This is a genomic window from Pseudorhizobium halotolerans, from assembly GCF_902153235.2.
In the GTDB taxonomy this organism is placed as follows: domain Bacteria; phylum Pseudomonadota; class Alphaproteobacteria; order Rhizobiales; family Rhizobiaceae; genus Neorhizobium; species Neorhizobium flavum.
This window is the reverse complement of the sequence record NZ_CABFWE030000013.1, coordinates 113,788-140,037: the sequence shown is the minus strand read 5'-3', so window position 1 is coordinate 140,037 and position 26,250 is coordinate 113,788. Positions and strand designations below refer to the sequence as shown.

General features: G+C 60.3%; 24 protein-coding genes and 3 pseudogenes. 20 read left to right on the top strand and 7 right to left on the bottom strand.

Annotated elements, in window-relative coordinates:
• Positions 1 to 47: 47 nt before the first annotated feature.
• The gene (locus FN060_RS19700) at positions 48 to 1,055 is read right to left on the bottom strand and encodes a Bug family tripartite tricarboxylate transporter substrate binding protein (RefSeq protein WP_142589688.1); all 1,008 of its coding nucleotides are present in this window, start codon (positions 1,053 to 1,055) and stop codon (positions 48 to 50) included.
• A 191-nt stretch (positions 1,056 to 1,246) separates the two neighbouring features.
• On the opposite strand from FN060_RS19700, the gene FN060_RS19695 reads away from it, so the two are divergent.
• The gene (locus tag FN060_RS19695) at positions 1,247 to 2,404 is read left to right on the top strand and encodes an amidohydrolase (protein WP_142589687.1); all 1,158 of its coding nucleotides are present in this window, start codon (positions 1,247 to 1,249) and stop codon (positions 2,402 to 2,404) included.
• A 54-nt stretch (positions 2,405 to 2,458) separates the two neighbouring features.
• Here FN060_RS19695 and FN060_RS19690 read toward each other — a convergent pair whose 3' ends face one another.
• A complete protein-coding gene (locus FN060_RS19690) occupies positions 2,459 to 3,496 on the bottom strand; it encodes a trans-3-hydroxy-L-proline dehydratase (RefSeq protein WP_142589686.1) in 1,038 nt (345 codons plus the stop codon).
• 165 nt (positions 3,497 to 3,661) lie between these two features.
• Here FN060_RS19690 and FN060_RS19685 point away from each other — a divergent pair, with 165 nt between their 5' ends.
• Positions 3,662 to 4,366 (top strand): GntR family transcriptional regulator, encoded by a 705-nt coding sequence (locus FN060_RS19685; protein ID WP_142589685.1) that lies wholly within the window; start codon positions 3,662 to 3,664, stop codon positions 4,364 to 4,366.
• Positions 4,367 to 4,486: 120 nt separating this feature from the next.
• Positions 4,487 to 5,449, top strand: a complete 963-nt coding sequence (locus FN060_RS19680; protein WP_142589684.1) for a dihydrodipicolinate synthase family protein — start codon at positions 4,487 to 4,489, stop codon at positions 5,447 to 5,449.
• Positions 5,450 to 5,553: 104 nt separating this feature from the next.
• Here the strand turns inward: FN060_RS19680 and FN060_RS19675 are convergent, their stop codons facing one another.
• Positions 5,554 to 6,591 carry an Ldh family oxidoreductase gene (locus FN060_RS19675; protein WP_142589683.1) on the bottom strand — a complete coding sequence of 346 codons (1,038 nt, stop codon included), beginning with the start codon at positions 6,589 to 6,591 and terminating at the stop codon, positions 5,554 to 5,556.
• A 144-nt stretch (positions 6,592 to 6,735) separates the two neighbouring features.
• On the opposite strand from FN060_RS19675, the gene FN060_RS19670 reads away from it, so the two are divergent.
• The 8 genes and pseudogenes from FN060_RS19670 to FN060_RS19635 all read left to right on the top strand — a co-directional run.
• Positions 6,736 to 8,253, top strand: a complete 1,518-nt coding sequence (locus tag FN060_RS19670) for an aldehyde dehydrogenase (NADP(+)) (protein ID WP_142589682.1) — start codon at positions 6,736 to 6,738, stop codon at positions 8,251 to 8,253.
• Positions 8,254 to 8,408: 155 nt separating this feature from the next.
• Entirely contained in the window at positions 8,409 to 9,218 is an 810-nt protein-coding gene (locus tag FN060_RS19665; RefSeq protein ID WP_142589681.1) for an ABC transporter substrate-binding protein, read from the top strand.
• Positions 9,219 to 9,287: 69 nt separating this feature from the next.
• The gene (locus FN060_RS19660) at positions 9,288 to 9,953 is read left to right on the top strand and encodes an amino acid ABC transporter permease (RefSeq protein ID WP_142589680.1); all 666 of its coding nucleotides are present in this window, start codon (positions 9,288 to 9,290) and stop codon (positions 9,951 to 9,953) included.
• Positions 9,954 to 9,964: 11 nt separating this feature from the next.
• Positions 9,965 to 10,618, top strand: coding sequence for an amino acid ABC transporter permease (locus FN060_RS19655; protein ID WP_142589679.1), 654 nt, complete (start codon positions 9,965 to 9,967; stop codon positions 10,616 to 10,618).
• Positions 10,611 to 11,333, top strand: coding sequence for an amino acid ABC transporter ATP-binding protein (locus FN060_RS19650; RefSeq protein ID WP_142589678.1), 723 nt, complete (start codon positions 10,611 to 10,613; stop codon positions 11,331 to 11,333). Before FN060_RS19655 ends, FN060_RS19650 begins: the two co-directional genes overlap by 8 nt.
• On the top strand, positions 11,333 to 12,574 hold the full coding sequence (locus tag FN060_RS19645) for an NAD(P)/FAD-dependent oxidoreductase (protein WP_142589677.1): 1,242 nt from the start codon (positions 11,333 to 11,335) through the stop codon (positions 12,572 to 12,574). Before FN060_RS19650 ends, FN060_RS19645 begins: the two co-directional genes overlap by 1 nt.
• Positions 12,575 to 12,587: 13 nt before the next feature.
• Positions 12,588 to 13,589 (top strand): 4-hydroxyproline epimerase, encoded by a 1,002-nt coding sequence (locus FN060_RS19640; protein ID WP_142589676.1) that lies wholly within the window; start codon positions 12,588 to 12,590, stop codon positions 13,587 to 13,589.
• Positions 13,586 to 14,164: pseudogene (locus FN060_RS19635) on the top strand (aconitase X swivel domain-containing protein); the annotation flags it as partial. The gene FN060_RS19640 and the pseudogene FN060_RS19635, both read left to right, overlap by 4 nt.
• Positions 14,165 to 14,218: 54 nt before the next feature.
• Here FN060_RS19635 and FN060_RS19630 read toward each other — a convergent pair.
• The 3 genes and pseudogenes from FN060_RS19630 to FN060_RS19620 all read right to left on the bottom strand — a co-directional run.
• Positions 14,219 to 14,929: pseudogene (locus FN060_RS19630) on the bottom strand (IS6 family transposase); the annotation flags it as partial.
• A gap of 117 nt (positions 14,930 to 15,046) precedes the next feature.
• Positions 15,047 to 16,342 carry a type I glutamate--ammonia ligase gene (locus FN060_RS19625; protein ID WP_183950070.1) on the bottom strand — a complete coding sequence of 432 codons (1,296 nt, stop codon included), beginning with the start codon at positions 16,340 to 16,342 and terminating at the stop codon, positions 15,047 to 15,049.
• A gap of 7 nt (positions 16,343 to 16,349) precedes the next feature.
• Positions 16,350 to 17,252: a MurR/RpiR family transcriptional regulator gene (locus tag FN060_RS19620; RefSeq protein ID WP_142589674.1), complete on the bottom strand. Its 903-nt coding sequence runs from the start codon at positions 17,250 to 17,252 to the stop codon at positions 16,350 to 16,352.
• 155 nt (positions 17,253 to 17,407) lie between these two features.
• On the opposite strand from FN060_RS19620, the pseudogene FN060_RS19615 reads away from it, so the two are divergent.
• The 9 genes and pseudogenes from FN060_RS19615 to FN060_RS19575 form a co-directional block, all read left to right on the top strand.
• Positions 17,408 to 18,221, top strand: a pseudogene (locus FN060_RS19615) (N-formylglutamate amidohydrolase); the annotation flags it as partial.
• A complete protein-coding gene (locus tag FN060_RS19610) occupies positions 18,211 to 18,864 on the top strand; it encodes a cysteine hydrolase family protein (RefSeq protein ID WP_142589673.1) in 654 nt (217 codons plus the stop codon). The pseudogene FN060_RS19615 and the gene FN060_RS19610, both read left to right, overlap by 11 nt.
• 120 nt (positions 18,865 to 18,984) lie before the next feature.
• On the top strand, positions 18,985 to 20,154 hold the full coding sequence (locus FN060_RS19605; protein WP_142589672.1) for an ABC transporter substrate-binding protein: 1,170 nt from the start codon (positions 18,985 to 18,987) through the stop codon (positions 20,152 to 20,154).
• A 49-nt stretch (positions 20,155 to 20,203) separates the two neighbouring features.
• Positions 20,204 to 20,938, top strand: coding sequence for an ABC transporter ATP-binding protein (locus tag FN060_RS19600; RefSeq protein WP_142589671.1), 735 nt, complete (start codon positions 20,204 to 20,206; stop codon positions 20,936 to 20,938).
• Entirely contained in the window at positions 20,931 to 21,638 is a 708-nt protein-coding gene (locus tag FN060_RS19595) for an ABC transporter ATP-binding protein (RefSeq protein WP_142589670.1), read from the top strand. The genes FN060_RS19600 and FN060_RS19595 overlap by 8 nt, the downstream gene beginning before the upstream one ends.
• A 2-nt stretch (positions 21,639 to 21,640) precedes the next feature.
• Complete coding sequence (locus FN060_RS19590) at positions 21,641 to 22,531, top strand: branched-chain amino acid ABC transporter permease (protein ID WP_142589669.1); 891 nt, start codon at positions 21,641 to 21,643, stop codon at positions 22,529 to 22,531.
• Positions 22,532 to 22,543: 12 nt separating this feature from the next.
• Positions 22,544 to 23,566 (top strand): branched-chain amino acid ABC transporter permease, encoded by a 1,023-nt coding sequence (locus FN060_RS19585; protein WP_142589668.1) that lies wholly within the window; start codon positions 22,544 to 22,546, stop codon positions 23,564 to 23,566.
• A gap of 2 nt (positions 23,567 to 23,568) precedes the next feature.
• Entirely contained in the window at positions 23,569 to 24,237 is a 669-nt protein-coding gene (locus FN060_RS19580; protein WP_142589667.1) for a cysteine hydrolase family protein, read from the top strand.
• Between the two features lie 15 nt (positions 24,238 to 24,252).
• Positions 24,253 to 25,566: an aspartate aminotransferase family protein gene (locus tag FN060_RS19575; RefSeq protein WP_142589666.1), complete on the top strand. Its 1,314-nt coding sequence runs from the start codon at positions 24,253 to 24,255 to the stop codon at positions 25,564 to 25,566.
• Positions 25,567 to 25,677: 111 nt separating this feature from the next.
• Here the strand turns inward: FN060_RS19575 and FN060_RS19570 are convergent.
• A partial coding sequence (locus tag FN060_RS19570) for an IclR family transcriptional regulator (RefSeq protein WP_185929070.1) occupies positions 25,678 to 26,250 on the bottom strand: 573 nt, incomplete at its 5' end.

Sequence of the window (26,250 nt, the reverse complement as noted above, 5' to 3'; positions counted from 1 at the left end):
TCAGGGTGCGAAGGGCACCCTGAGGTCTTTCTCTATAACCGAGGCGTTTATTCCGGCTTCGGAATGCCGAACTGGCTCGGGTCGTTCGGTGCAGCACCGGTGTCGAACTGCTGCCAGGCGTTGATCGACAGGTATGGAGTGGCGGCCGCAACGGCTTCGTCGCCATAGAGGGCGTTGAACAGCGCGCCGCGCTCGGCAGCATGCTTCTTCAACACCTCGTTGTCCTTAATTTGCTCCGCCCAGACCTTGTCCATTGCGTCAAGCACCTCCTTCGGTGCGTCGGCCGGTACGTAGATGCCGAAATAGTTCGGAGCACTCTTAACCTCAGGCAGCCACTTGGTAACCGGCGGTACCGTGCCAAAGCCCTCAAGCTCCAGAGGCTGGTCGGCGATGACAGCGAGCGGGCGCAAGCGGCCAGCGCGGATCATGTCGACCTGCTCAGTGGCAGTTGCGGCCGTAAATTGGGTTTCACCAGAGACGGTGGATATCACGGCGGGATTGCCACCTTCATAGACGATCTGCCGATAATTGATGTCGGCAGCCTTCTCCAGCGTCTGCATCGAGATCGCGGTCGCGGAGGACAAGCCGCCGGAGGAGACAGTGATCGGGGTCTCTGACGTCTTCAACGCTTCCAGGAGTTGACCGAAGTCCTGCCACTCACTGTTGACCGGCACAGAGACGAGGCCGGGATTAGCGACGTGGATATACAGGCGCCAGTCTTCCAGCGTTGCGTCGAGCGTGCCGAAGACGGGATAGGCTCCGAGATCGGCGACCGCGCCGGCAGCCATTGTCATGCCGTCATGCGGAGCTTCCCAGACGGCTCGCGTGCCGACCGAGCCGGAAGCGCCGGGCTGGTTGAGAATAACGAAGTTCTGACCAAATGCCTTGGACAGTTCGCCGGCGACGACGCGCGTGACGGTATCGGTTGAGCCGCCGGCTGCCCAGGGCACGATCACGGTGACTGGCTGTGAGGGTTTCCACTCTTGCGCTGAGGTCGGACCAGCAAGAGCAAAGGTCGCGGCGACAGCCAGGTAGCGTAGCTTCGTCAGGTTCATTTATGTTCCCCTTTTACTAACCAAACGTTTAGATAATAAAAGTGCGGAAAGCAGGGTGTGTCAAGTGGGCCGATCAACCGAAGAGCACGACAGGTTTTCCTCCTTCGCAGGCGGGGCCCTAATTCGTTCACTTATGATAAATCCGCGGAAAAAGCCCGCAGCAACCTTCAAGGACATCAAGGAGACAAACCATGAGCATTAGTTTTTCGTCGGAGCTTTTTGAGGAGGCGCGGCAGTGGCGCCTCGATCTTCACAGACATCCTGAAATGGCGTTTCAGGAGGTTAGAACCAGCGACTTCGTCGCGAGAAAACTTACGGAGTTCGGCTACTCTGTCAGGCGTGGATACGGACGAACTGGCGTCGTCGGGACACTTGCCCGCGGATCCGCAAGCCGATCAGTTGCACTACGTGCCGACATGGATGCGCTGCCGATCACCGAGCAGACGGGTCTTGCTCACGCATCCACCAATCCCGGCGTCATGCACGCCTGCGGTCATGACGGGCATGTCTCAATGTTACTTGCGGCCGCGAAACTGGCCGCGTTGCGCGATGATCTCAATGGTGTGCTACACCTCATCTTCCAGCCGGCCGAGGAGGTAGAGGGCGGCGCGCAGTTCATGATCAACGACGGCTTGTTCCGGGATATGGACATCAATGCAGTGTATGGCCTTCACAATTGGCCGGCCTTGGCCCTCGGGCATGCGGTGGCGCTTGACGGACCGATGATGGCTGCCTTCGCAACCTTCGAAATAGAAATCGTCGGGCGTGGCGCACACGGCGCGATGCCACACGAGGGCGCCGATGCGATCCTGGCGGCGGGACAGATTGTTTCGGCACTTCAAGCTATCTGCGCACGAAACGTCTCGCCCTTGCAGGCGGCGGTTGTCTCGGTCACGCGGATCCATGGCGGTGACGCATTTAACGTCCTCCCGGAGAAGGTCCTACTTGGGGGCACGACACGCTGGTTCCTGCCGGAAGTCGGTGATATTATAGAGAAACGTATCAACGACATTGCATCCAGTGTTGCGCAAGCCTTTGCCTGCCGTTCCATACTGCGCTACGAGCGGCGTTATCCCGCAACGATCAACAATAGCGAACATGCAACTCGCCTGCGCCGTGCTGCGAAGGCAAGTGGCCTTCAGGTGACGGATGCAGAGCCGTCGATGGCGTCTGAGGACTTCGCGTTCATGCTGCAGGAAAGACCAGGGGCCTATATATGGCTCGGCGCACGACGGGAAGGAGCAAACCCGGTGCTCCATTCGCCGCTCTTCGACTTTAATGACGGCTCGCTTCCACACGGCATCGGCCTTTGGGATGCTCTAGTAGGGCAGACTATTGGTTCGAACTGATGGATCCGCTGCTGACCTTCATCGTCACGTCTGTGGCCCCCGCTGGTGAAGTTTTCAGCGCCCGCCCATCCGCGGCCAGGTGTCGGCAAGGCGATAGCCCGCTGGCCAGGGGTCATCGGGATCCAGCATCACCTGATGGGTGCCGGTGATCCATGCGCGTCCTGTGATCTCTGGTATGATTGCAGGGCGGTCTCCTACAGTTGTCTGTCCGACGATGCGACAATCGAAGCGCGAATCGATGATGGAATAACCATAGAAGGGCTGCCCCGCACTGATCTGGCCGCGGGCGTGAAGCAGGGCCATCCGCGCCGAGCATCCGGTCCCCGTGGGTGAGCGATCGAGCTTGGCGGGCTGGATGACGACGGTGTTACGGCCGTGCAACGCGCCATTGCGCTCCTCGATCGGCAGTGTGAGCTGGCAAAAGGAGATGTGGTCCCAATCCGGATTGTCCGGATGTGTGAAGCCCAATTGTTCGTTTGCCGCATTGGTGATGCGGATGCCAGTCTCAGCGAGTTCGGGGGCTTCGTCTGGAGTAATGCTGAAGCCAAGTGCGCGGGCATCGGCGAAGACGAAGCTGTCACCGCCATAGGCCGTATCGACGGTGAGAGTGCCAAGTCCTTCCACTTCGATTGTCGCGTCCAGCTTGTCGGCGAAGGAGGGCACATTGGTGACCGTGATACGCTCAGCCTTGCCGTTGCGGCAGGCCGCTACGACGTCGACCAACCCGCCCGGTGCTTCAAGTATCATCCGCGTTTCCGGCTCGACCATTGGCACGATGCCGCTGTCGAGCAGGACGGTGGAAACGCATATGGAGTTGGATCCGGACATTGGCGGCGTGTCCTCAGGCTCCATGATGATGAAGCCCATGGTCGCGCGTGGATCCTTCGGCGGAACGAGCAGGTTGATGTGGCGGAAAACGCCACCGCGGGGCTCATTCAGCACGAAGTCGCGCAGGGTCTTGTCCTCGGCGACGAACTTGCGCTGCTCCCAAAGTGTCTGGCCAGGTGGCGGTGCCACGCCGCCGACGATGACGTCCCCGACCTCACCCTCGGCGTGGCAGGATACGATATGGATGACCTTGCTGCTGCGCATGCTCTCCCCCGACAGACCCTGTCCTGCGCGCAAGGCAAAGTTGCTTGCGCACGCTTCGAAATCTACCGCCGCTGCACTTGACGCAACGGCAACGTCAATGCCCATTTTAAGCGATTGATCGGATAGCCGTAGTTTGTATTTTATGTGTCGACAAGAGGATAATCAATGGCCGATTCTGTCTCCCCTCCACCGCCCGGACGTAAACGCGGTTCTGGCGTCAAAATGGTCTACGACCTGCTGCGCGATGAAATCCTCGATCTGAAGCTCGCGCCCGGCAGCCCGATCGACGAGGTGCAGTTGGCGGAACGCTTTCAGATGTCGCGCACGCCTATCCGCGAGGCTCTGGTGCGGCTGGCAGGCGAGGGCCTGATCGAGACGCTGCCCAATCGTTCGACCATGGTGTCGAACATTGATTTCCTCAATCTCGGGCCCTTCTTCGATGCACTCGTGCTCATGTATCGGGTGACGACGCGCCTTGCCGCACAGAACCATCGGCCGGGAGATCTCGCAGCCATCCGTCTTCATCACGAGGAATATGCGGCGGCGGTCGCCGCACGCGATGCGCTGGCGATGATCGCGACCAACGCGGCATTTCATGCCGCGATCGCCGAAGCGGGACGCAATCCTTACTTCACCAGCCTGTTTCGTCGTTTGCTGGACGAGGGTCGGCGGATCCTGCGCCTCTACTACCAGTCCTATGACGAGCAGTTCCCACAACGATTCGTGGAGGAACATGCGGAACTCGTTGCGGCGATCGAAGCCCGCGACGTCGAACGCGCCGACCGTCTCGGCAAGGCTCATGCCGAGCAGATCGTTGCTCAGGTGCAGAGACTTTTCAGTCGCAATGGCGGGCTCGACATCGAACTCTGAAGATTTGTATTTTTTTTGTCGACAAACAGAATGCAGCTTGATATCCACGGTGCAAAGGAGAGGGAGGCTGCGCCTCCTTCCTGCTTATTGTCCGGTTGAAATGGCTAGAAGGAGACTGACGTGAAGGCCAAGATATTCTCAGGAGTCATTCCCGCCTTGATGACGCCCTGCAAGGACGATAGGTCCCCGGATTTCGACGCGCTTGTCCGCAAGGGCAGGGAACTGATCGGCAAGGGAATGTCCGCCGTCGTCTATTGCGGCTCGATGGGTGACTGGCCGCTCCTGACCGATGAGCAGCGCATGGAAGGCGTCGAGCGGTTGGTAAAGGCTGGTGTTCCGGTCATCGTCGGCACCGGCGCCGTCAACACGGCATCGGCTGTCGCCCACGCCGCTCATGCCCAGAAGGTGGGTGCGCAGGGCCTGATGGTCATCCCGCGCGTTCTGTCCCGGGGCTCTGTCGTGGCGGCGCAGAGGAACCACTTCAAGGCCATCCTTGCCGCCGCTCCGGATCTGCCCGCGGTCATCTACAACAGCCCTTACTACGGCTTCGCCACCCGCGCCGATCTCTTCTTCTCGCTGCGCGCAGAGCATCCGAACCTCGTTGGATTCAAGGAGTTCGGCGGAGCGGACGACATGCGCTATGCCGCCGAAAACATCACCAGCCGCGACGATGACGTTTCGCTGATGATCGGCGTCGATACCTGCGTCTTCCACGGCTTCGTCAACTGTGGCGCAACCGGCGCCATCACCGGGATCGGTTGCGTCCTGCCGAAGGAAGTGCTGCACCTGTGCAACCTCGCCCAGGCCGCCGCAAAGGGCGATCCGGATGCCCGCCAGCGCGCGCTGGAACTGGAATCGGCGCTCGCGGTCCTTTCCTCCTTCGACGAAGGGCCGGATCTTGTGCTCTTCTTCAAGCACATGATGGTTCTGAAGGGCGACAAGGAATACACGCTGCACTTCAATGAGACGGACGAACTGTCCGAAAGCCAGCGCGGTTATGTCGAGGCTCAGCTGAAGCTCTTTGATACATGGTACGCAGAGTGGAGCAAGCTTCCGGGCGCCGTCCAGAAATACAAGGCGTAGATCACGAGTCCTCTCGAGAAAAGGCCCTCCGCAAGGAGGGCCTTTTTGGTCTGACCGTCGCACGTGAGCCGTAGCGAGTGGCGATACCAGAGCCGCGCCAGGGATCACGCGATCGCGTCAAGCCCCTTTTCGAGAAGCCGGCCAAGCTGCTCCATTTCGGCAGCCGTCAGCGCAATCCCTTCCGCCTCGGACTTCGCACGGGCCGCAAAGCGGCGTTGCGACGGCAGGCGGGCGCCCTGGCCGACAATGCTCTCGAACAGGTTCTCGGCACGCGCAAAGGGGTTTCCGGGACGCCCGGCGGCAAAGGCCTCGGGCGAGAGGGCGATAATCAGTTCCCCATGCATGGGCGCAAGCGTCGTGGTCCCGAGATAGTCCAGGACTTCAGGGCTCGTCAGGTCGCCGATCATGATGCCGGCCAGAAGCTCGATCATCGTGCCGATCGCCGAGCCCTTGTGGCCACCGAAGGGAAGCATGGCGCCGGCCAGTGCCGCTTCCGGATCGGTTGTCGGATGTCCGTCGGCATCGATCGCCCAGCCTTCCGGCAGCGGCTTGCCGGCGCGTCGATGCAGTTCGAGCTCACCCCGTGCGGCCACAGAGGTGGCAAAGTCGAAGACATAGGGTGCATGATCCGGACGCGGCCAGCCGAATGCGAAGGGGTTCGTCCCGAGCAGGGGCTTGCTGCCGCCGGTGGGCGCAACGGTCGCATAGCTGGGGCACATGACGAGCGCGGCAAGGCCTTGGCCAGTCACCGCTTCCACTTCCGGCCACAGGGCGGAAAAGTGGCTGCAATCGTTGATGACCAGCGCCGCGAGACCGAGCGCGCGCGCGCGTTCGGCAAATGCGGGAAGACCCAGTTCGAAGGCGGGGTTGGCAAATCCCCCCTTGGCGTCCACTCTGACGATGGCCGAACCTTGGTTCAGGTCGAGTTCCGGCACCGCATCCGGCTTGACCTTGCCTGCTTTCACGGTCCGCAGGGCCCCTTCGATACGATAGATCCCGTGCGACTTGCAGGCGTCGCGCTCGCCAGCGACGATCACCCGAGCTAGCGCTCCGGCCTGTTGCGCATTGAGGCCGGCCTTCCGGAAGATAGCATCGACCCGCTGGTGGAGATCCGCAATCGTCAAGCGGGAGGTTTGCGTCATCTTCTGTCTCTCCGAGGCAAGGCCGACCGACACACGGTTGGCGGTTGAGGTACTGCATACATATAGTATACAAAAGCCGACGGGCGCAATTCGCCGCCATCTTCTTAATCAGCGAAATCCGATAGGCAGAAAGGTACGTCAAAAATGGTTTTTACCCTTAGTGGCAGACATCTCGTCGCCGGCGAGTGGTTGGAAGGTGATGGGACCTTCGCCTCATTGCCTGCCCATGGACCGGCGCACGATTTTGCGGTCGGAAATGTTTCACTTGTGAACCGGGCGGCCGAAGCGGCAGAGGAGGCTTTTGTGAGCTACGGTTACGCATCCCGCGCGGAGCGGGCTGCGTTCTTGCGAGCCATCGCAGGCGAGATTGAGGCCCGTGCCGACGAGATCACCGAGATCGGCACCCAGGAAACCGGCTTGCCGACCGCGCGCCTTCAAGGGGAGCGAGGTCGCACCACGGGCCAATTGCGCCTGTTTGCCGACCACATCGAAAAAGGTGAGTATCTCGATCGTCGTGTTGATGCGGCGCTTCCGGATCGCCAGCCGGCTCCGCGTCCGGAGATTCGTCTGATCCAGCGGCCGATTGGTCCGGTTGCTGTTTTCGGCGCCTCGAATTTTCCGCTCGCCTTCTCGACTGCGGGCGGCGACACCGCTGCAGCACTTGCAGCCGGCTGCCCGGTGGTCGTCAAGGGACACTCCGCCCACCCGGGTACGGGGGAGGTCGTCGCTCACGCCATCGAGGCAGCGATCAAGAAAACCGGGATCCATGAGGGTGTCTTCTCGCTCATCCAGGGCGGCAGCCGTCAGGTGGGAGAAGCTCTCGTCCAGCATCCGCTGATAAAGGCGGTTGGCTTCACCGGTTCGCTCACGGGCGGCCGGGCCCTCTTCAACCTGTGCGCAGGCCGTCCAGAGCCGATCCCCTTCTTTGGTGAACTTGGTTCGGTCAACCCGATGTTCCTGCTGCCAGAGGCAATGAAGGCTCGTGCTGAAGCGCTAGGCGAGGGCTGGGCGGCGTCGCTGACCATGGGAGCTGGCCAGTTTTGTACCAATCCCGGCATTGCTATCGTGATGAATGGAAGCGAGGCCGACCGCTTCATCACCTCTATGGTGGAAGCCCTCCAGAAGGTCGGTTCACAGACCATGCTGACGGACGGGATCGCGACTGCCTATCAGGAGGGGGTGGGGCGCTTCAGCGGCCGCAATACGGCAAAGCCGCTCTACGTCACCGAATCGAGCGGCCGGAACGCCCTTCCGAACCTGTTTGAAATATCGGGGGATCGGTTTCTGGCCGATCACGCGCTCTCAGAAGAAGTCTTCGGACCGCTTGGCCTCGTCGTGCGAGTGCAGTCGGTCGAGGAGATGGAGCTGATCGGCCGTCGGCTCGATGGCCAGCTGACCGTAACGATCCATATGGATGCCGGCGATCTTGATGCCGCCAAGCGCCTGCTACCCATTCTGGAGCGCAAAGCCGGCCGCCTCCTCGTCAATGGCTTCCCCACGGGCGTTGAGGTGGTCGATTCCATGGTCCACGGAGGCCCATATCCGGCATCGACCAACTTCGGCGCGACAAGCGTCGGCACAATGTCGATCCGCCGTTTCCTGCGGCCCGTATCCTACCAGAACCTGCCGCCGGAACTCCAGCCTGAAGACCTCCGGGACTAGATCCGACGAGGGCGGGCTCGCGCCCGCCCTCGTTCAAACTTTTTTCCAATGACTATATACTTGCTGTATTTTTTTTGTATTCTGGCTCCGGATTGTTCGCTGTTCGGCGTGGGACGGGCCTTCGCGGGCGAGGATCGCTAGATTGGGAGAGAGCAATGAAAAAGGCTTCGGTACTGGCTTTTGGTCTTGTGGCTGCCACCGCACTCGGTGGCGCTGCTCACGCGGACAAGCTGGATGACATCATCGGGTCCGGTACCTTGCGTTGTGCAGTGGTCCTTGACTTCCCGCCGATGGGATCACGCGACGCGAGCAACAATCCGGTCGGCTTCGACGTAGACTATTGCAACGATCTGGCGAAGGCACTCGGAGTGACGGCCGAAATCGTCGAAACTCCCTTCCCGGAGCGTATTCCGGCGCTGATGTCCGGTCGGGTTGATGTCGGTGTAGCCTCGACCTCCGACACGCTCGAGCGGGCCAAAACGGTGGGCATGACGATACCGTACTTCGCCTTCGAGATGGCCGTCACCGCCAACGAGAAGTCTGGTGTGAAGTCCTTCGAAGACATGAAGGGCAAGGTCGTCGGCGCAACGGCCGGCACCTATGAGGCGATCGCTCTCGAGGAGCAGGTCAAGGCCTGGGGCGAAGGCGAGTTCCGTCCTTATCAGACGCAGGCTGACGTCTTCCTCGCTTTGAGCCAGGGCCAGATTGATGCGACGGTTTCCACGTCGACGGTCGCTCAGGCGAACGTCAAGTCTGGCAATTTCGCTGGGCTTTCGGTTGTCGGCAAGGCACCGTTCGACACGGACTATGTCGCCCTCTTCACCAATCGCGAGGAGTATGGCCTGATCAACTACCTCAACCTGTTCATCAATCAGCAGGTCCGCACCGGCCGCTACGCTGAGCTCTACGAAAAGTGGGTAGGCGGCGAGGCGCCGGATCTGACCGTCGGCGGCGTTTATCGCTGATTGACCCGTTTCCAAGGCGGCGCCGGCAACTAACGGCGCCGCTGCTCCCTTTAGAGAAGCGAGACGGGAATGTTCAACTATACCTTCCACTGGAACCAGGCACTCAGGGCACTGCCGCAGATGCTCGACGGTGCGCTTGTCACTCTCCAGGTTGCCGTATTGTCGATGGTCATCGGCCTGGCTTGCGCAATTGCGCTCACGGTTTTTCGTCTATCCGGCAATAGGGTCCTGTCCGGGTTTGCGGCGGTCTGGGTCGAGGTCGCTCGCAACACGCCTGCACTCTTCCAGATCTACATGGCCCATTTCGGTCTGGGCAATTTTGGCATTCACCTCAGCCCCTATGCAGCGCTGCTTGCAGGAATAGCATTCAACAATGCGGGTTATCTCGCGGAAAACTTCCGTGGCGCGCTGAAGGCAATACCGGATACTCAAACGCGCGCAGCCCGGTCTCTCGGGATGACCTGGCTGCAGGCTTTCCACTTCATCGTGCTGCCTCAGATGCTGCGCATCGCCTATCTGCCGGCGACGAACCAGATGGTCTGGGCAATCCTGATGACGTCGCTCGGCGTGACCGTCGGGATGAACACCGACCTTGCCGGTGTAACCCAGGAGCTGAATGCTCGCTCATTCCGCACGTTCGAATTCTTCGCGATCGCAGCTGTGATCTATTACGTCATCGCCAAGGCCGTGACCTTGGCCGCCAGAGCCTTGGCCTGGCGCATGTTCCGCTACTAGGAGGGCAGGATATGTTCGACACCGCCCTCACTTGGAACGACCTGGTCTTCCTCGGCCAAGGTGCCGCCATGACCCTTGCCGTGACTGTCGTGTCGGTAGCCGCAGGCACGATCATGGGATTCGTTTTCGGCGTAATCCGCTTCCAGGCCGGACCTGTCTGGTCGATGCCCCTGATGTTCTTCCTCGACATTTTCAGGTCCGTCCCGCTCCTCATCCAGCTGGTGCTTGGCAATGCCCTGCAGTCGATCGCGAAGCTTGGCTGGCCGCCATTTACGACGTCCTGCGTGGTTCTCTCACTCTATACTGCGGCCTATTGTACCGAGATTGTCAGAGGCGGCATCGCGTCGGTTCCGGTGACCACCCGCCGTGCGGCTCGCTCACTGGGCATGACCTGGGGGCAGGACATGCGCTACATCGTGGCGCCATTGGCGACGCGGGTTTCGCTCCCTGCCTGGATTGGACTGACGCTGGGCGTCATGAAGGACTCGGCCTTGGTACTATGGCTCGGCTTGATCGAACTACTGCGAGCATCGCAGATCCTGGTCACCCGCCTGCAGGAACCGCTGTTCATCCTCCTGATCTGCGGCGCCATCTACTTCATCATCAGCTTCCCCATCGCCCGGTTCGGCGGTTATCTCGAAAGACGGTGGTCTCCCCATGATTGAGATTGAAAATGTCCACAAGTCCTTTGGCAGTCTGGAGGTTCTCAAGGGTATCAACCTGAACGTCGATAACGGCGAGGTGGTCACGATCATCGGCGGGTCGGGCTCGGGGAAGTCCACGTTGCTGACCTGTATCAACGGTCTGGAGCCAATCAACGCGGGCCGCATCCGCATCGACGGCACCGAGGTCCACGCGAAGACAACCGACCTCAACAGACTGCGCCAGAAGGTCGGGATCGTCTTCCAGCAGTGGAACGCCTTCCCCCACCTGACGGTGCTGGAGAACGTGATGCTGGCGCCGCGCAAAGTCCTCGGCCTTCCCAAGGAGAAGTCCGAGGAGATTGCGGTGAAGCAACTCACCCATGTGGGTTTGCGGGACAAGCTGTCGGTCTATCCGAGCCGGATGTCGGGTGGCCAGCAGCAGCGCATGGCTATCGCTCGCGCGCTAGCCATGTCCCCGGAATATATGCTGTTCGATGAGGTTACCTCGGCTCTTGACCCTATGCTGGTCGGGGAGGTGCTGGACACACTCAAAATGCTTGCAGAGGAAGGGATGACGATGATCTGCGTCACCCATGAAATGGCCTTTGCGCGCGACGTTTCCGACCGTGTTGCTTTCTTCCACCAGGGCGTGATGGCGGAGATCGGCGTGCCGGATCAGATTTTTGGCTCCCCTCAGCGACCGGAGACGCAGGAGTTTCTCGGGAGCGTCCGCTGATGACACAGCCGGACGTTGTCGTCATCGGGGCGGGCGTGATCGGCCTCTCCGCCGCGATCGCCGCGCAGGCGAGGGGGCTTTCGGTGACGGTGTTCGATCGAGAAGGGCCGGCGGCCGGCGCATCCGCCGGAAATGCCGGGGCCTTCGCCTTCACCGACATCCTGCCGCTTGCCTCGCCCGGTATCATGCGAAAGGCGCCGAAGTGGCTACTCGATCCGCTCGGCCCCCTTTCGGTTCCGCCATCATACGCTCTCAACATCGCGCCATGGATGTATCGCTTCTGGCGCGCCTGTTCTCCGGCTCGCGTTGCATCTTCCACGGATGCGCAGACCGCGTTGATGGATCTCTCCAAGGCAGAGCTCGAGCCGTTCTTGCAGCAGACGGGCACGCTGAACATGCTGCGCAAGGATGGCAACCTGCAGGTCTACGAAAGCCAGGCTGAGATTGATGCGTCGTTACCGGGATGGGCGGCGCGCGAACGGCATGGCATTGAGTTCCGCCATCTCGATGCCGCAGGTATGGCAGAACTCCAGCCGGGGCTATCGCCCCGTTTTACCCACGGAACCTTCACCCCCGGCTGGTACTCAATCGCCGATCCGAAGCTCTATACGATAGCGCTCGCGGATCACTTCCGTGCCAAGGGCGGCAAGATCGGCCAGGCAGATGTCACGGCAGTCCGGCCGGATGAGACGGGCGTCAAGATTGTCACTGCGCAGGGTGAGCAATATCGTGCGGGGCAGGTGGTGGTGGCCGCGGGCGCCTTTTCACACCGCCTTGCGCGGACCCTTGGAGAATCGATCCCGTTGGAGACGGAGCGGGGCTACAACACGACCTTGCCGCTTACGGCCTTCGACCTCAGGACACAGGTCACTTTTGGCGGACATGGCTTCGTGGTGAGCCGTCTGTCGACCGGCATCCGCGTCGGCGGTGCAGTGGAGCTCGGGGGGCTGGACCTGCCGCCGAACTACAAGCGCTCGCAAGCAATGCTCGGCAAGGCGCAGGCGTTTCTGCCGGGCTTGAAGGCGGAGGAGGGTGTGCAGTGGATGGGCTTCCGCCCCTCATTGCCTGACAGTCTGCCGGCGATCGGACGAGCGCGCGGCCTGGCTCGTGTCATCTACGCCTTCGGCCACGGACACCTTGGTCTCACCCAATCAACCGGGACGGCTCGGCTTGTCGCTGATCTGTTGACGGATGAGCGGCTCCCAATCGAAATATCACCCTTCTCGCCGCAACGCTTCTGACAGAGTTTGAGCCATGGCTTCCTATACCTTCTCCTGCTTCGACGGACATACCTGCGGAAACCCGGTCCGCCTCGTTTCCGGCGGTAGTCCGCCGCTTGAGGGCGCGACCATGCTTGAGAAGCGGGCGCATTTCCTTCGCGAGTTCGACTGGATCCGCACCGGGCTGATGTACGAGCCGCGCGGCCATGACATGATGTCCGGGTCGATCCTGTACCCGCCCACCCGTGCTGACTGCGACGTGGCCGTCCTGTTTATCGAAACCTCCGGCTGCCTGCCGATGTGTGGCCACGGCACGATCGGTACCATCACTATGGGCATCGAGAACGGACTGATCACACCGCGCGAGCCGGGAAGGCTATCGATCGATGCGCCGGCGGGGAAGGTGGACATCACCTATCGCCAGGAAGGCCGCTTCGTGGAGGAGGTGCGCCTCACCAATGTCCCCGGCTTCCTCCATTCGGAGGGGCTGACGGCACATGTCGAGGGGCTGGGCGAGGTCGTCGTCGACGTCGCCTATGGCGGCAATTTTTACGCCATCGTCGAGCCGCAGAAGAACTTCCGGGACATGGCCGATCACACGGCCGGCGAACTGGTGGGTTGGAGCCCTAAGCTGCGCGCCGCCCTCAATGCCAAATACGAGTTCATCCATCCCGAGCATCCGGAGATCCGCGGACTGAGCCACATCCAGTGGACCGGCAAGCCGACGAACCCGGAGGCTCACGCACGCAATGCCGTCTTCTACGGCGAGAAGGCGATTGACCGCTCTCCTTGTGGAACGGGCACTTCGGCGCGGATGGCGCAGCTGGCGGCAAAGGGCAAGCTCAAGGTCGGCGACGAATTCATCCACGAGTCGATCATCGGCTCGCTCTTCCGCGGTCGTGTCGAGGCGGCGACGACCGTGGCAGGCCGCGATGCGATTATCCCGTCGATTGCCGGTTGGGCTCGCATGACCGGCATCAACACGATCTTCATCGATGATCGCGACCCCTTTGCGCATGGGTTCGTCGTCAGGTGACCGCCGGGCCGCGATCCGTCGCCATCCTGGCCGGCGAGGCGGAGGGGCCGGTAGTCTCCACCACCGAGCCGCTGAGCTTCTGGGGCGGTGTGTCGCCGGAGGATGGCCGGGTGATCGACGTCCATCATCCGCTGCATGGGGCCTGCCTCACCGGCACCATCTTGCTGATGCCGTCGAGCCGCGGCTCCTGCTCCGGGTCTGGCGTGCTGCTCGACCTCATTCTGTCCGGACGCGCGCCCGCAGCTCTGGTCTTCAGCGGTCCGGAGGATGTTCTGACGCTCGGCGCGCTGGTGGCGGCCATGATGTTCGACAAACCGATCCCAGTCGTTCGCGTCTCTGCCGATATTTTCCAGGCACTGTCCAGATGTGACAGTGCTCGCATCACCGCCAGCGCGATCGAAGCGAGCGGCGTTACGACGCCCCTCGCAACGCCTCCCACCAGTGCGCTTGATCTGACGGCAGCGGACCGTGCCATGCTTGCGGGTGACACCGGCGCCGGCGCCCAGCAGGCCATGCGGATCATCTGCGCCATGGCGGCGCAGCAGGGTGCGACGAGACTTACAGATGTGACGCAGGTGGCGTCGCCTTAACGGTTGGAACGCGTGTTGATGACCTGCGTCGCCTGTTTCAGCGGCGATCGAGCCAATGACTTCACGCCAGATCGAGATGGCGTGATTGCGAAGCTGGCGATGGTCAGTTGCGGTGAGATGTTTGCGGTGGAGAAGGAAAAGATTGGCGATCTGGCCATGAGTTGAGACAAAACGCTGACATTGTCGCGCTGACTTGAAGCGCATCATTCGCCGTTCGCGTCGTCGCACAGCAAGATGAGAATTCTCGGCTCGATTGTTCAAGCCCTTGTGCCAGCGGTGCTCGACGCCTGGCATCAACTCCGACTTTGCGGCCGAATAGGAACGCAGCTTGTCGGTCACCATCACGCACGGGGCGATACCCTGGTCCTTGAGAAGCTTGCGCATGAGACGCAGAGCGGCTGCCTTGTTTCTTCGGCTTTGCAGAAGGGCATCGAGAACGTAGCCGTTGGCATCGACAGCGCGCCACAGCCAGTATTTCTTTCCCTTGATCGTCACCACCATCTCATCGAGGTGCCATTTGTCGGAAAAATGGCCCCGTGAGCGGCGGCGGAGCTTATCGGCAATTTTCAAGCCGAATTTCGCCGCCCATTCCGAGACAGTCTGGAACGAGACCTTGATGCCTCTCTCCGCCAACAAATCTTCGACGTCGCGTAGGCTGAGCGGAAATCGGTAGTAGAGCCAAACCGCATGGGCAATGATCTCAGCGGGAAAACGGTGGCGTTTGAAGTGAGCGAGCTGGGGTTCAGTCATGCACCCCGGTGCCAACTCAATTCAAACAGGCGGTTAAGGCGACGCCACCGCTTAAACCCATTGGGATCACGACCGCGCCAGCTACTCAACCTCTTCGAGATGGGCCTGTAAGGCCCTTCAGTAAACTGCCTCATAGGCAGCACAGATCTCAGCCTGCGTCTTCCCCTCAAGATAGGCAATCTCGCCCTTCTTGTGCTTGACGTAGACTTCCGCAAAACCCTCCGGGAACCACCCACGGACGGTCGAATTGGCTTCGAAGCGTTCAAGTGCAGCATCCAGGCTTTGCGGTAGCCGGACATAGCCCCGTGCGGCCAAAGTCGCCGTGTCTAGCAGTGACAGATCTTCCTGCGTCGCCTCCGGCACCGCAAGGTTCTCTTCGATGCCTTGCACACCGGCGTGAACGATTGCGGCAAGCGCTAGATGTGGATTGGCGGTGGCATCGGCGGCGCGAAACTCGAAGTTGAATTGCGCAGCGCGCGCAATGTCGCTCATGTCTGAGACGGGGCAAATGCGCACCGAAGCCTCGCGATCCCTGAAACCGAGATTGTTGAAGGCCGCACTCCAGCGATGTGGAGTCAGCCTGAGATACGACACGACACTCGGCGCCGTAATGGCGATGATCGCGTCGAGATACTTTAAGATGCCCGCCACGAATTTTCCAGCCACGCTGGAGAGATTGTGCTTTCCCTCCGGATCGTAAGTCAGTGGGTTACCGGCATCGTCCAGCATGCTGAGGTGAACATGAACCCCATTGCCAACCCCCGCCGGATCGCGGATCGGTGTGAACGTCGGATCGTGGTCAAGTTCTCGGGCGACCAGGGCGACTAGCTCGCGGGTAACTAACGAATGATCGGCAATTGTCACCCCCTTTTGCGGACCCATCGTCACTTCAAACTGGCCGGAGCCGAACTCTTTGAGGATGGTATCGGGTGTTATCCCCGCGTCGCGCATTGCCGCAATCACTGCTTCGCAGAAGTAACGTTCTTCCTGAAAGCCACCCAAAGTGAACGCCTTGCCGACTTTGCCGACCAGATGCTTCATCTGGAACTCGTGCTCGAACGCCCCATAAAGCGTAATCCCGGTCGCCTTCTTCAGACGCTCCAACGCCGCCTCCAGTACGGAGCGCGTGCAAAATTCCCAAGGGCGGCCATCGGTATAGCGGATATTGCCGAGCACAAAGTTCTCGTTGGGTGCGCCTTCCCCGCATTCGATGCTGACGCGCGTCGCGGGATCGGGAATGAGCACGAGATCGCCGAGGGAACCAAATGGGCTCTCTGCAATTGCGTCGAAGCAGGTGATCTGGACATTTGTCGGGGTCCAGCCAACACCCCGTTTCAGTCGCTTGTCGAACTGGGACAACGGAAAAGCCTTGCCACGCACCTTGCCCGAAAGGTCACCGCAGCAGGCAACCATCATTTCCTCACGTTTCATCGCCCTCACCGTTGATCCTGCTTTGATCAATTCCTGGCATGGAAAAGCGTACGCCATCCCATTCCTTGATGCGCTTTTGCGTCGCTTGCCAATCAGCATCGGACACGCGCACGATCAGCGCCTCCACCAGTGCCATCGCTGCAGCTGCCGTGTCCCACGCTGTACCGGCGTCGATCGGCAGCGCAACAATGTGATCTGCGCTGCGTGCTGCCGGTGATATCCATTTGTCGGTGATTAGAATAATCGTGGCGCCCCGTTTCTTGGCGATGGTGTGCGCAAGCTGGGACAGAGTGAGCTGGTAGCGCCGGAAGTCGAAGAGTACGACCACGTCCTTCTTACGCATGCTGAGGACATGCTCGGGCCACGCCTCCGGATTTTCCGCCATATGGTAGATGCCGCTGCGGATCTGACGCAGATGAATGGACAAGAAGGCGGCAATGCTGTTGGTGACGCGGCCGCCAAGCAGGAAGATGTTACGCGATGGATCGGCGATGAGCTCCGCTAGAACGTCGAACTGAGATTGCGGGACAGTCTCCACCATTTCTTGCATGACAGCGCAGGCGCGAGCGACATACTCGGAGAGAAACTCCACATGGCCCACAGGAGTTTGGCTGTATTTGAGATCGACAGGGGAGCTCTGTCCGGCCTTCAATTCCGCGATTAGCTGGCGCTGCAGGTCCTGAAATCCGCCGCAGCCGATCTTGGCGACGAAGCGGGTGACGGACGGAGCGCTCACTCCAGTTTTCGCCGCCAGGTCGTGTATGCTTTGAAGGCCGGTGAACGGGTAGTCAGCGAGGATCGCATTGGCGATCTTTCGCTCGCTTGCGGTGAGTTGCGCAGAGCTCTCCCGAATCCGCGCGCGTATGGTCGTTGCCGGCTTTCTCTCGCCCATCGCTGAGACGTCCCCTTAGTTGTTACAGATACTCGCCATCTGAAAATAATTAGTCAAACGGAAAAAGCTGATTGACTATGACTGATAAATTTCTTTGACTGACGCTATCGAGAATACGCCGCCGACCCACCGGCTATAGATGGATTTGGCTTTCCATGCTCCCGTTCGCAGATGGCGACAGCTATAACCTGCTGCAGGCAGGCGACCCGGATCCGGTGGAATGGGTCAACGCCTGCCGCCAATCGCCTATCTTTCTGATCTGTGAGCATGCCGGTCAGGCCGTGCCTGCGCTCCTCGGTGATCTTGGTATCGCTGCGGAAGAAATGGAGCGTCACATTGCATATGATGTGGGAGCCGAAGGCCTCGCACGAAACCTGTCTGAGCTTTTGGGAGCGCCTCTCGTCCTGCAGCGCTATAGCCGTCTCGTCATTGATTGCAACCGCCCGTTAGAAGCCCCTGACTGCGTCGTTCGACGAAGCGATGGAACAACAATCCCTGCGAATGCGAACGTGTCGGGGATCGACCGATGGCGGCGTTACGAAGAAATACACCAGCCACTGCACACCAAAATCGCCGCCGCACTTGATGCGCGTGAAGCTGCGAACATGCCGACGGTCCTTGTCACGCTGCACAGTTTCACTCCGGTACTGCGCAGTACCGGCGCAGTGAGGGATTTCGAAGTCGGTCTGCTGTACAATCGCGACGGACGATTGGCCCAAAGCCTAGCGACAAGCTTCCGGAATGCAAACCCGGGCGTCACGTTGAAACTTAACGAGCCTTATGTCGTAGACGACCTGTCAGACTACACGATCCCCGTTCACGGAGAAAAGCGCGGCATTGCGCATGTGCTGATTGAAGTGCGCAATGACTTGATCAATGATGACCGTGGACAGCAGGAATGGGCCGAGAGACTGGCCGCACCCTTGCGTCTTGCGGTAGAAAGGCTCGAAGGATACGCATGACGGCCGCCGCCCATCTCACCACCCGCAACGTACCACTCGATCCTCAAACGTCAGCGATTCTCTTCATCGACGTGCAGAATTTCTCCGTCCGTCGTGACGGCGGCGAGTTCAAGGATATCTCCGACGAGGATATCGCGGGCAAATACGGCTACTACTTCAAGCGCATCAACGAAGTGGCAATACCGAACATGCAGCGCCTGCTAACGGGCTTTCGCAAGGCCGGCATAGAGGTCCTTCACACCACGATCGAGAGCCTGACCAAGGACGGTCGCGATCGGAGTCTCGACTACAAGATCACCGGCTTCAACGTCCCCAAAGGTTCGCATGACGGCAAGGTGATCGACGAACTGTCGCCGCTCGAGGACGAGATCGTCTTCCCCAAGAGTTCGTCCAGCGTGTTTGTGTCGACCCACATCGACTATGTGTTGCGCAATCTCGGCGTGAGGCAGATCGTCCTGTGCGGCCTGCTTACCGACCAGTGCGTGGAATCTGCCGTCCGGGACGCCTGTGACCTGAATTACCTGGTAACACTGGTGCCGGATGCCTGTGGAACCTATTCCCAAGAGCGTCACGATTTCTCGCTGAACGCCATCAAAGGCTATTGCCGGCAAATCTCGACCGACGACCTGCTGAGGGAGATCGGCCAGTAAGCCGGTATATGGGAGACGAGACGCGAACCAGGGAGAAATTCTCCAGCGGCCAGAACAAGACCACAAGGCGAGGCCGCTCTTCAGTTCACAGCCGAAAGGCATTCACTAAGGGGAACGACGATGAGAACTTCCAAACTGCTAATGACAGCCGCAAGCATGGTGTTTGTCGGCTCTGCCGCGATGGCGGCTGACGATAAGATCGTCATCGGTGGCGCATTGTCGATGACGGGTATCCAGGCCCCGCTCGACACCCCCGGCTATAACGGTGCCCTTGTTGCGGTAAAGTATCTCAACGACAACGGCGGCGTGCTTGGCAAGCAGATCGAGTTCATCAATATCGACGGCAAGTCCGACCCGGTGACGGTCGGTAACGTGGCGGTCGAACTTATCGACAAAGGCGCCGAGGTCATCGTCGCGCCGTGTGACTTCGACTTTGGTTCGCCGGCCAGCCGCGAAGCCCAGTCAGCCGATCTGGTCGGCATTTCCACCTGCGCTTCTGACCCGCTCTATTCGTCCTGGTCTCTCGGCGACAAGCAGTTCACGCTCTCCATGTGGAATACCACCATGGGCGCTACCGCTGCCGATTTCGCGGTAAAGGAGAAGGGCTGGAAGACAGCCTATGTCGTCACCGATCAATTCATCGCCTACACGAAGTCGCTGTCCAAGTACTTCGTAGAGCAGTTCAAGACGAATGGCGGCGAGATCCTCCTGGAAGACACTTACACCAATGGCGACAATAACTTCTCTGCCCAGCTTGCCCGCCTGCAGGCGCTCGGCCAAAAGCCTGACGTAATCTTTGTCTCGTCCTACGGCCAGGACATCGGCATGATCATCCGTGCCTTGCGGGAGGTCGGATATGATGCTCCCGTCCTTGGCGGTGACGCTTACGATGATCCGGCCATGCATGAATCCCTCGGCGAGAAGTTCGGTAACGACGTCTTCTTTGTCACGCATACCTGGATGGGTCCGGAAGCTCACCCCGACATGGCGAAGTTCATCGAACTCTACACCGCCATGCACGGCGCTGCTCCGGACACATCCTTCGTCTCGACCGGCTGGGATACGATCATGATGATCGCGGAAGGTATTAAGGCCGCCGGCTCCACAGATGGCGCGGCTCTCGCGAAAGCTCTTGAAGACGGACAATTCAAGTTGCTAACCGGGGAGCTCGACTACGGCACGGCCGAGGAAGGCCATGTGCCAAACAAGGCCGCCGCACTGATCGAACTCAAGGGCGGCAAGCCAAGCTTTGTCGGATGGCGAAAGCCGGAATCCCTTCCGAAGCCCTGATTGCTGTTCGGGCCGACCGAAATGTCGGCCCATTTTATTCGGAAAAATCATGTCTGAAACGCGTCTCGCGGTAAACGACGTGTCGGTAGAATTCACCGGCCTCCGCGCCCTCGACCACGTGTCGCTCTCCGTCGCGACCGGAGAGATTGTCGGCCTGATCGGCCCGAACGGTTCCGGCAAGACGACGTTGATCAACGCAATCACGGGCCAGGTGAAACTGGCGGGCGGTACGATTGCTGCCGGCGACGCGATCCTATCCGGCCTCAGCCCCCGTGAAATTGCGTTGCATGGTGTTAGCCGGTCCTTCCAGATCGTCCGTCTCTTTAACACCATGACCGTGATGGAAAACGTCGAGGCCGCAGCACTTGCCAAGGGCGTCTCCCGCACCGTCGCAGCGGACCGGGCGGATGTTTTGCTGAGCGAACTTGGCCTGTCGGCCATGGCTGATGAGCTCGGCGAAAGCCTGAGCTACGGCGACAAGCGCCGCGTCGAGATCGCTCGTGCGCTCGCGGCCGAACCGCGCTTCCTCCTGCTCGACGAGCCGGCTGCCGGTATGAACGACAATGAAACGGAAACCTTGCTCCACACGCTCGCCGACCTGCCGAGAAAACGAGGTCTCGGTCTTCTCATCATCGACCACGATATGGGCCTGATCATGCGTCTCTGCCACCGGCTGCATGTGCTCGCGTCCGGCCGCACAATCGCGGAGGGCGATGCCGCACATGTTCGAACCCATCCGGCCGTCGTCCAAGCCTATCTAGGAAAGGCGGCGGCCAATGCTTGAAGCTCGCAACCTATCCGTCAACTACGGCATGATCCGCGCCGTGCGCGAAATCAGCTTCACTCTCGCCAAGGGTGAACTCGTGAGCCTCCTCGGCGCCAACGGCGCTGGCAAGTCCACCACGCTCAAATGCATCGCTGGCGCTCTCAAGGCCGGAGGCGGCTCGATCATGCTCGACTGCAGGGACATCACCTCAGCGAGCCCCGAGCAGGTCGTGCGTGCAGGCCTTGCAACGGTTCCCGAAACGCGGGATGTCTTCCCCGACCTCACCGTTTCCGAGAACCTCATGCTCGGCGCCTACATCCATCGTCGGGACCGGGCCGGGAACCGCGAAAATCTTCAACGCGTTCATCATCTCTTCCCTCGTCTCGCGGAGCGCGAAGCCCAGGCGGCCGGCACGTTATCGGGTGGTGAACAGCAAATGCTGGTGATTGCCCGTGCGCTGATGTCTCGACCAGCCGTGCTGCTGCTCGACGAGCCTTCCCTCGGGCTTGCGCCGGCCATTGTTGATCGCATCTTCGAGATGATCGAAACGCTGAAGCGAACCGGTTTAACCATCCTGCTTGTCGAGCAGAACGTGAACCAGGCGCTCGCTGTCGCCGACCGCGCCTATGTCATGCGTCTGGGCCGGATCGTTGCATCCGGCACAGCTGATGAGATCCGGGCCACAACGGATCTCACCAAACACTATCTGGGAGGGTGACGGTGGCTTTCGCGATTCAATTTGTAATCGACGTCCTGAGTCTCGGCGGTGCCTATGCCCTCATGGCCTTAGGTCTGGTGATCATCTACGGCATCCTGCGCCTCGTGAATTTCGCCTATGGCGAGCTCATCATGGTGGCCGGTTACTCCCTGTATCTGACAAGCGGATCCGGCTTGCCGTGGATTGCGATGGCTGTTGTCGCCGTTGCCATGGCCATCGTCTTCGGCATCTTCACCGATTATGTTGCCTTCCGACCCGTTCGTGCAAAATCCGTGACGGCCGTCCTGATTACGTCGTTTGCCTTTTCAAACTTGTTGCAGAACGCCGCCTTGCTGTTCATCTCGCCTCGGCCCCGTAATGTGCCGCTGCCGGACATCTTCTCCCAGACGGTGAACATTGCAGGCGTCATCACGCCGGTACGAAATCTCATAACAATTGCCGCGTCGGTTGTGCTGTTGGCTGCCGTGGCTTTCCTGATGCGCAGGACCACACTCGGCATTGCAATGCGGGCGGCAGCGACCAACTTCACCATGGCGCGCATGCTGGGCGTTCCCGCCAATCTGATCATCTCTTCTGCCTTCGCCCTCTCCGGCTTCCTCGCCGGCGTCGTCGGCATCCTGTGGATCGGCCGCATCGGCACTGTGGTGCCGGGTATCGGTCTGGAGCCGCTGCTCGTCGCATTCATCGCCACCGTCATCGGGGGCATGCGCAGCCTTCCAGGCGCTGTCGTCGGGGGCTTCCTGCTGGCGTTTATAGACACGACGCTCAACTACACCTTGTCACAGGATCTCCTGAAGTTCCGCGATGCCTTCACCTTCGGCCTCGTGATCCTGATCCTGCTCTGGCGTCCCGAGGGCCTGATCAAAGGTCCGGCCAGTGGACAGCGGACCTGAGGAGCCAGACCAATGAAACACTCCTATCTCACCGCTATCATTCTTCTTGGCGTGATCGTCATCATCGGCGTGGGGAGCCAGTTGCTCGGCGTCCGCCTTTACGACCGCATCGCCACCAACCTGATGATCTCGCTGGTGCTGGTCATCGGCCTGCAGACCTTCATGGGCAATTCAGGACTGCTCTCCTTCGCCCATATCGGCTTTATGGGTCTCGGCGCTTATACATCGGCGGTGCTGACCATTCCCGTCCAGATGAAGGGTATGGCCCTGCCCGACCTTTACGCGTTCCTCAAGGTCGTGGAAGTCTCGCCGTTGCTCGCCATGATTGCCGGCGGCATCGTCGCTGCAGCGGTTTCAGCGCTCGTCGCATACCCGTTGATGAGGCTTTCCGATGCGGCAGCCGTCATCACTTCATTCGCCCTTCTGGTTGTTCTCTATACGGTCATGAACAACTGGAGCGCACTCACCAACGGTCCGCGCACACTATTCGGCCTGCCGAAGACGACCGACCTGCTAACGGCGGCGATCGTGGCGGCATTCGCGGTTGTGGTCGCATTGCTGTTTAAGGAGTCTCGGACCGGAAAGCTGCTACGCGCCTCGCGCGAGGACGAGGTGGCGGCGGCGGCGCTTGGCGCAAATATCCCCCATTTGCGCTGGCGCGCCTTCATCTTGGCTGCTTGCATCGCCGGAATCGGGGGCGCTCTCTGGGGGCATTTCATCACCTCCTTTGCGCCCAAAGCCTTCTACCTCAAGGAGACATTCCTAATCATCACCATGCTGGTCATTGGCGGCGCCAATACGGTCACCGGTGCGGTGGCGGGAACTGTTCTCGTGACCATAGCCTATGAGGGGCTGCGCGGTACCGAAAGTGCGCTTAACGCCACCGCCGTCGGCGCCGGCCAGGTGATCGGACTAACGGAAATCGTCCTGGCGCTTGCCATGATTGTCGTCATGATCGTGAAACCCGGCGGAATATTCCCTAACCGCGAGATCGGCCACATTCTCGTTCGTATGCGCAGCCGGAAGGAGACATAAGCGTGAGCTGGAAAACGGACTATCGGTCATTTTACTACGCGAATGCCGAGGAACCTGAGGATATAGTCCTCAACCCGGAAACGACGGCGCTGCTCGTCATCGATATCCAGAACACCTACCTCGACCGCAAGGACACTCCCGAAGAGACGGCCCGCTGGCAGCCCTTCTACGATCGCATGCGCCGGACCGTGATCCCGAACACCGCACGGCTGATCGAGGAATGCCGCAAGCGTAAGGTTGAAGTCATCTTCGCCCGCATTGCCTGCCTCAAGCCCGATGGCCGCGATCGTTCGCTCAGCCAAAAGAAGCCCGGCTTCAATTACCTGCTCCTACCCAAGGAACTCCCCGAAGGTCAGGTCGTAGACGAGCTCGCACCTCGCCCCGATGAGATCGTCATCACCAAGACCACGGACAGTGCGCTGACCGGCACCAATCTGCGTCTGGTTCTGCATAACATGGGGATCAAGGATGTCATCTGTTGCGGCATCTTCACCGATCAGTGCGTGTCTTCCACGGTCCGTAGCCTGGCGGACGAGAGCTTCGGTGTGCTGGTCGTTGACGACTGTGCTGCCGCTGCGACTGAAGAACTGCATAAACGCGAACTCGAGATCATCAATATGATTTATTGCCATGTCGTCCAGCTCGATGAGGTCCTTACATTCTTCAAGTAGAAGAGGAGACACCGCATGTCCGGCCTCTACGCCCGCGAAAGCCGGTCCGTCTCGACGATGGCCCACCTGCGGTTCTTTCCGCTGGCGGTGACCGGTGGCAGCGGCGCCTATCTCACTGGAGACGACGGCCGCCGGCTTCTCGACTTCGCCGCCTCCTGGGGTGCGGCCAGTCTCGGGCATGCGCATCCGGCCGTGCGGGCCGCGGTCGATCGCGCGCTGTCCGACCAGGCCGGGGCGAGCTATCTTTCCATGGCCAACGACATCTGCGTCCTACTGGCAGAGAGACTTCTTGCGCTGGTGCCAGGACGTGCTCGCGGACGCGTCTGGTTCGGGCATTCCGGTTCGGATGCCAACGAGACCGTGGCGCGCATGGTGGTGGCGGCAACCGGTCGCCCCCGCATCCTCGCTTTCCGTGGCGCCTATCACGGCGGGACGGTTGGATCGATGGCCGTTTCCGGGCATCCCGCCCAGCAGGGTCTTAGAGCAGCCGGACTGACCCTTGTCCCCTACCCCGACAGCTTTGCTGCAGGCAGTCCAGAGGCCGCCATGCAGCAAGCGCTGGCTGAGCTGGAGCGTCTCTTTGCGACCGAAGTGCCGCCGCACGAGGTCGCAGCCTTTTTTGTTGAGCCGATCCAGTCAGATGGCGGCATGCTGGTGCCACCGAGCGGCTATTTTGCTGCCGTCGAGGCGCTGTGCCGAAAGAACGGCATCCTGATCATCTCGGACGAAGTCAAAGTCGGGCTGGGTCGCACCGGACGTTTTAACGCCTTCGGACAGGCAGGATTCGAACCGGACATCGTAGTCTTCGGTAAGGGCTTGGGAGGCGGTCTGCCGATCTCGGCCGTGGTCGGCCCGGAGGCGCTGATGAACCACTCCTCGGCTTTTTCACTGCAAACCGTGCACGGCAACCCCGTTTGCGCGGCGGCGGCACTAGCCGTCCTTGATACCATCGAGCGTGAAAATCTCGTGGAAAATGCGGATCGGACGGGACAGGTGCTGCATGAGGCCCTGACAGGTCTGGCCTCGAAGTATGCCATCATTGGAGACGTACGGGGCCGCGGTCTGGCGCTTGGCGTTGAACTGGTCAATGACCGTAGCACCCGTAAACCTGCACGAAGGGAGGCGGCCCTTGCCGTTTTTCGCGCCTTCGAGCTTGGACTTGTGCTGTACTACGTGGGCGTGGAATCCAACGTGCTGGAACTGACGCCACCCTTGACGCTCACTGAAGAGGAGGCGCGACAGGGCGTAGCGATCCTCGATCGTGCGCTCGGCGAGGTAACCCAGGGCCTGGTGGATCATAAGGTTCTTGACGGGTTTTCGGGCTGGTAGCGTTCGAGTCATTCACCTGCACTGGCGGCTTGCGTCGTGGCAAGCACTGCCGCTATCGGCGGGGCCAGCAACAGAAAGCGCAACTTAACCTGAGCGGGAAGCGATCATGCGTCATCCTTGGAACGATGAGTTGGCAGCCCCTGAGGAATTGTGGAAACCTAGCTTCTCAGAAATCTCGCGTGAGGCACGGGTGAGACTTGCAAGATAGCCGTCCAGATTACGAAGCCCGTCCTCCCGTGGCGCTACAAGACAGAGCGTTGCGATACACACGCCGTCAGCTCGGTGGATGGGCGCGGCGAAACAATGGGTAAAGTTCTCCACGACACTGTTGAACGTGAAATAGCCATCCTGGCTTGCCTTTCGCACCTGAGCGGTAAACTCGCGAGGATCGAGACGCTCACCGTTTGGCAGCACGAAGTCTTCCGCAGGGATAAAGTCAAGGATCTCCTGATCCGATAGATGCGCGAGTAACAGTCGTCCCGAAGCCGTCCACGGAATTGAAACCAATTCGCCGATGCTGGCAGAAATGCGGAAAGGCCGGAGCCCCTCCCGCATCATCGCCACGGTGTATTTGTTGCCCTCCAAAAGGCACATCTGCGCAGTTTCGCGAGTTTCCTCGGCCAGCCGCACCAGCATGCAATCGCACTCACGCATCAGATCAAACTGCTCGGCATAGACGCTACC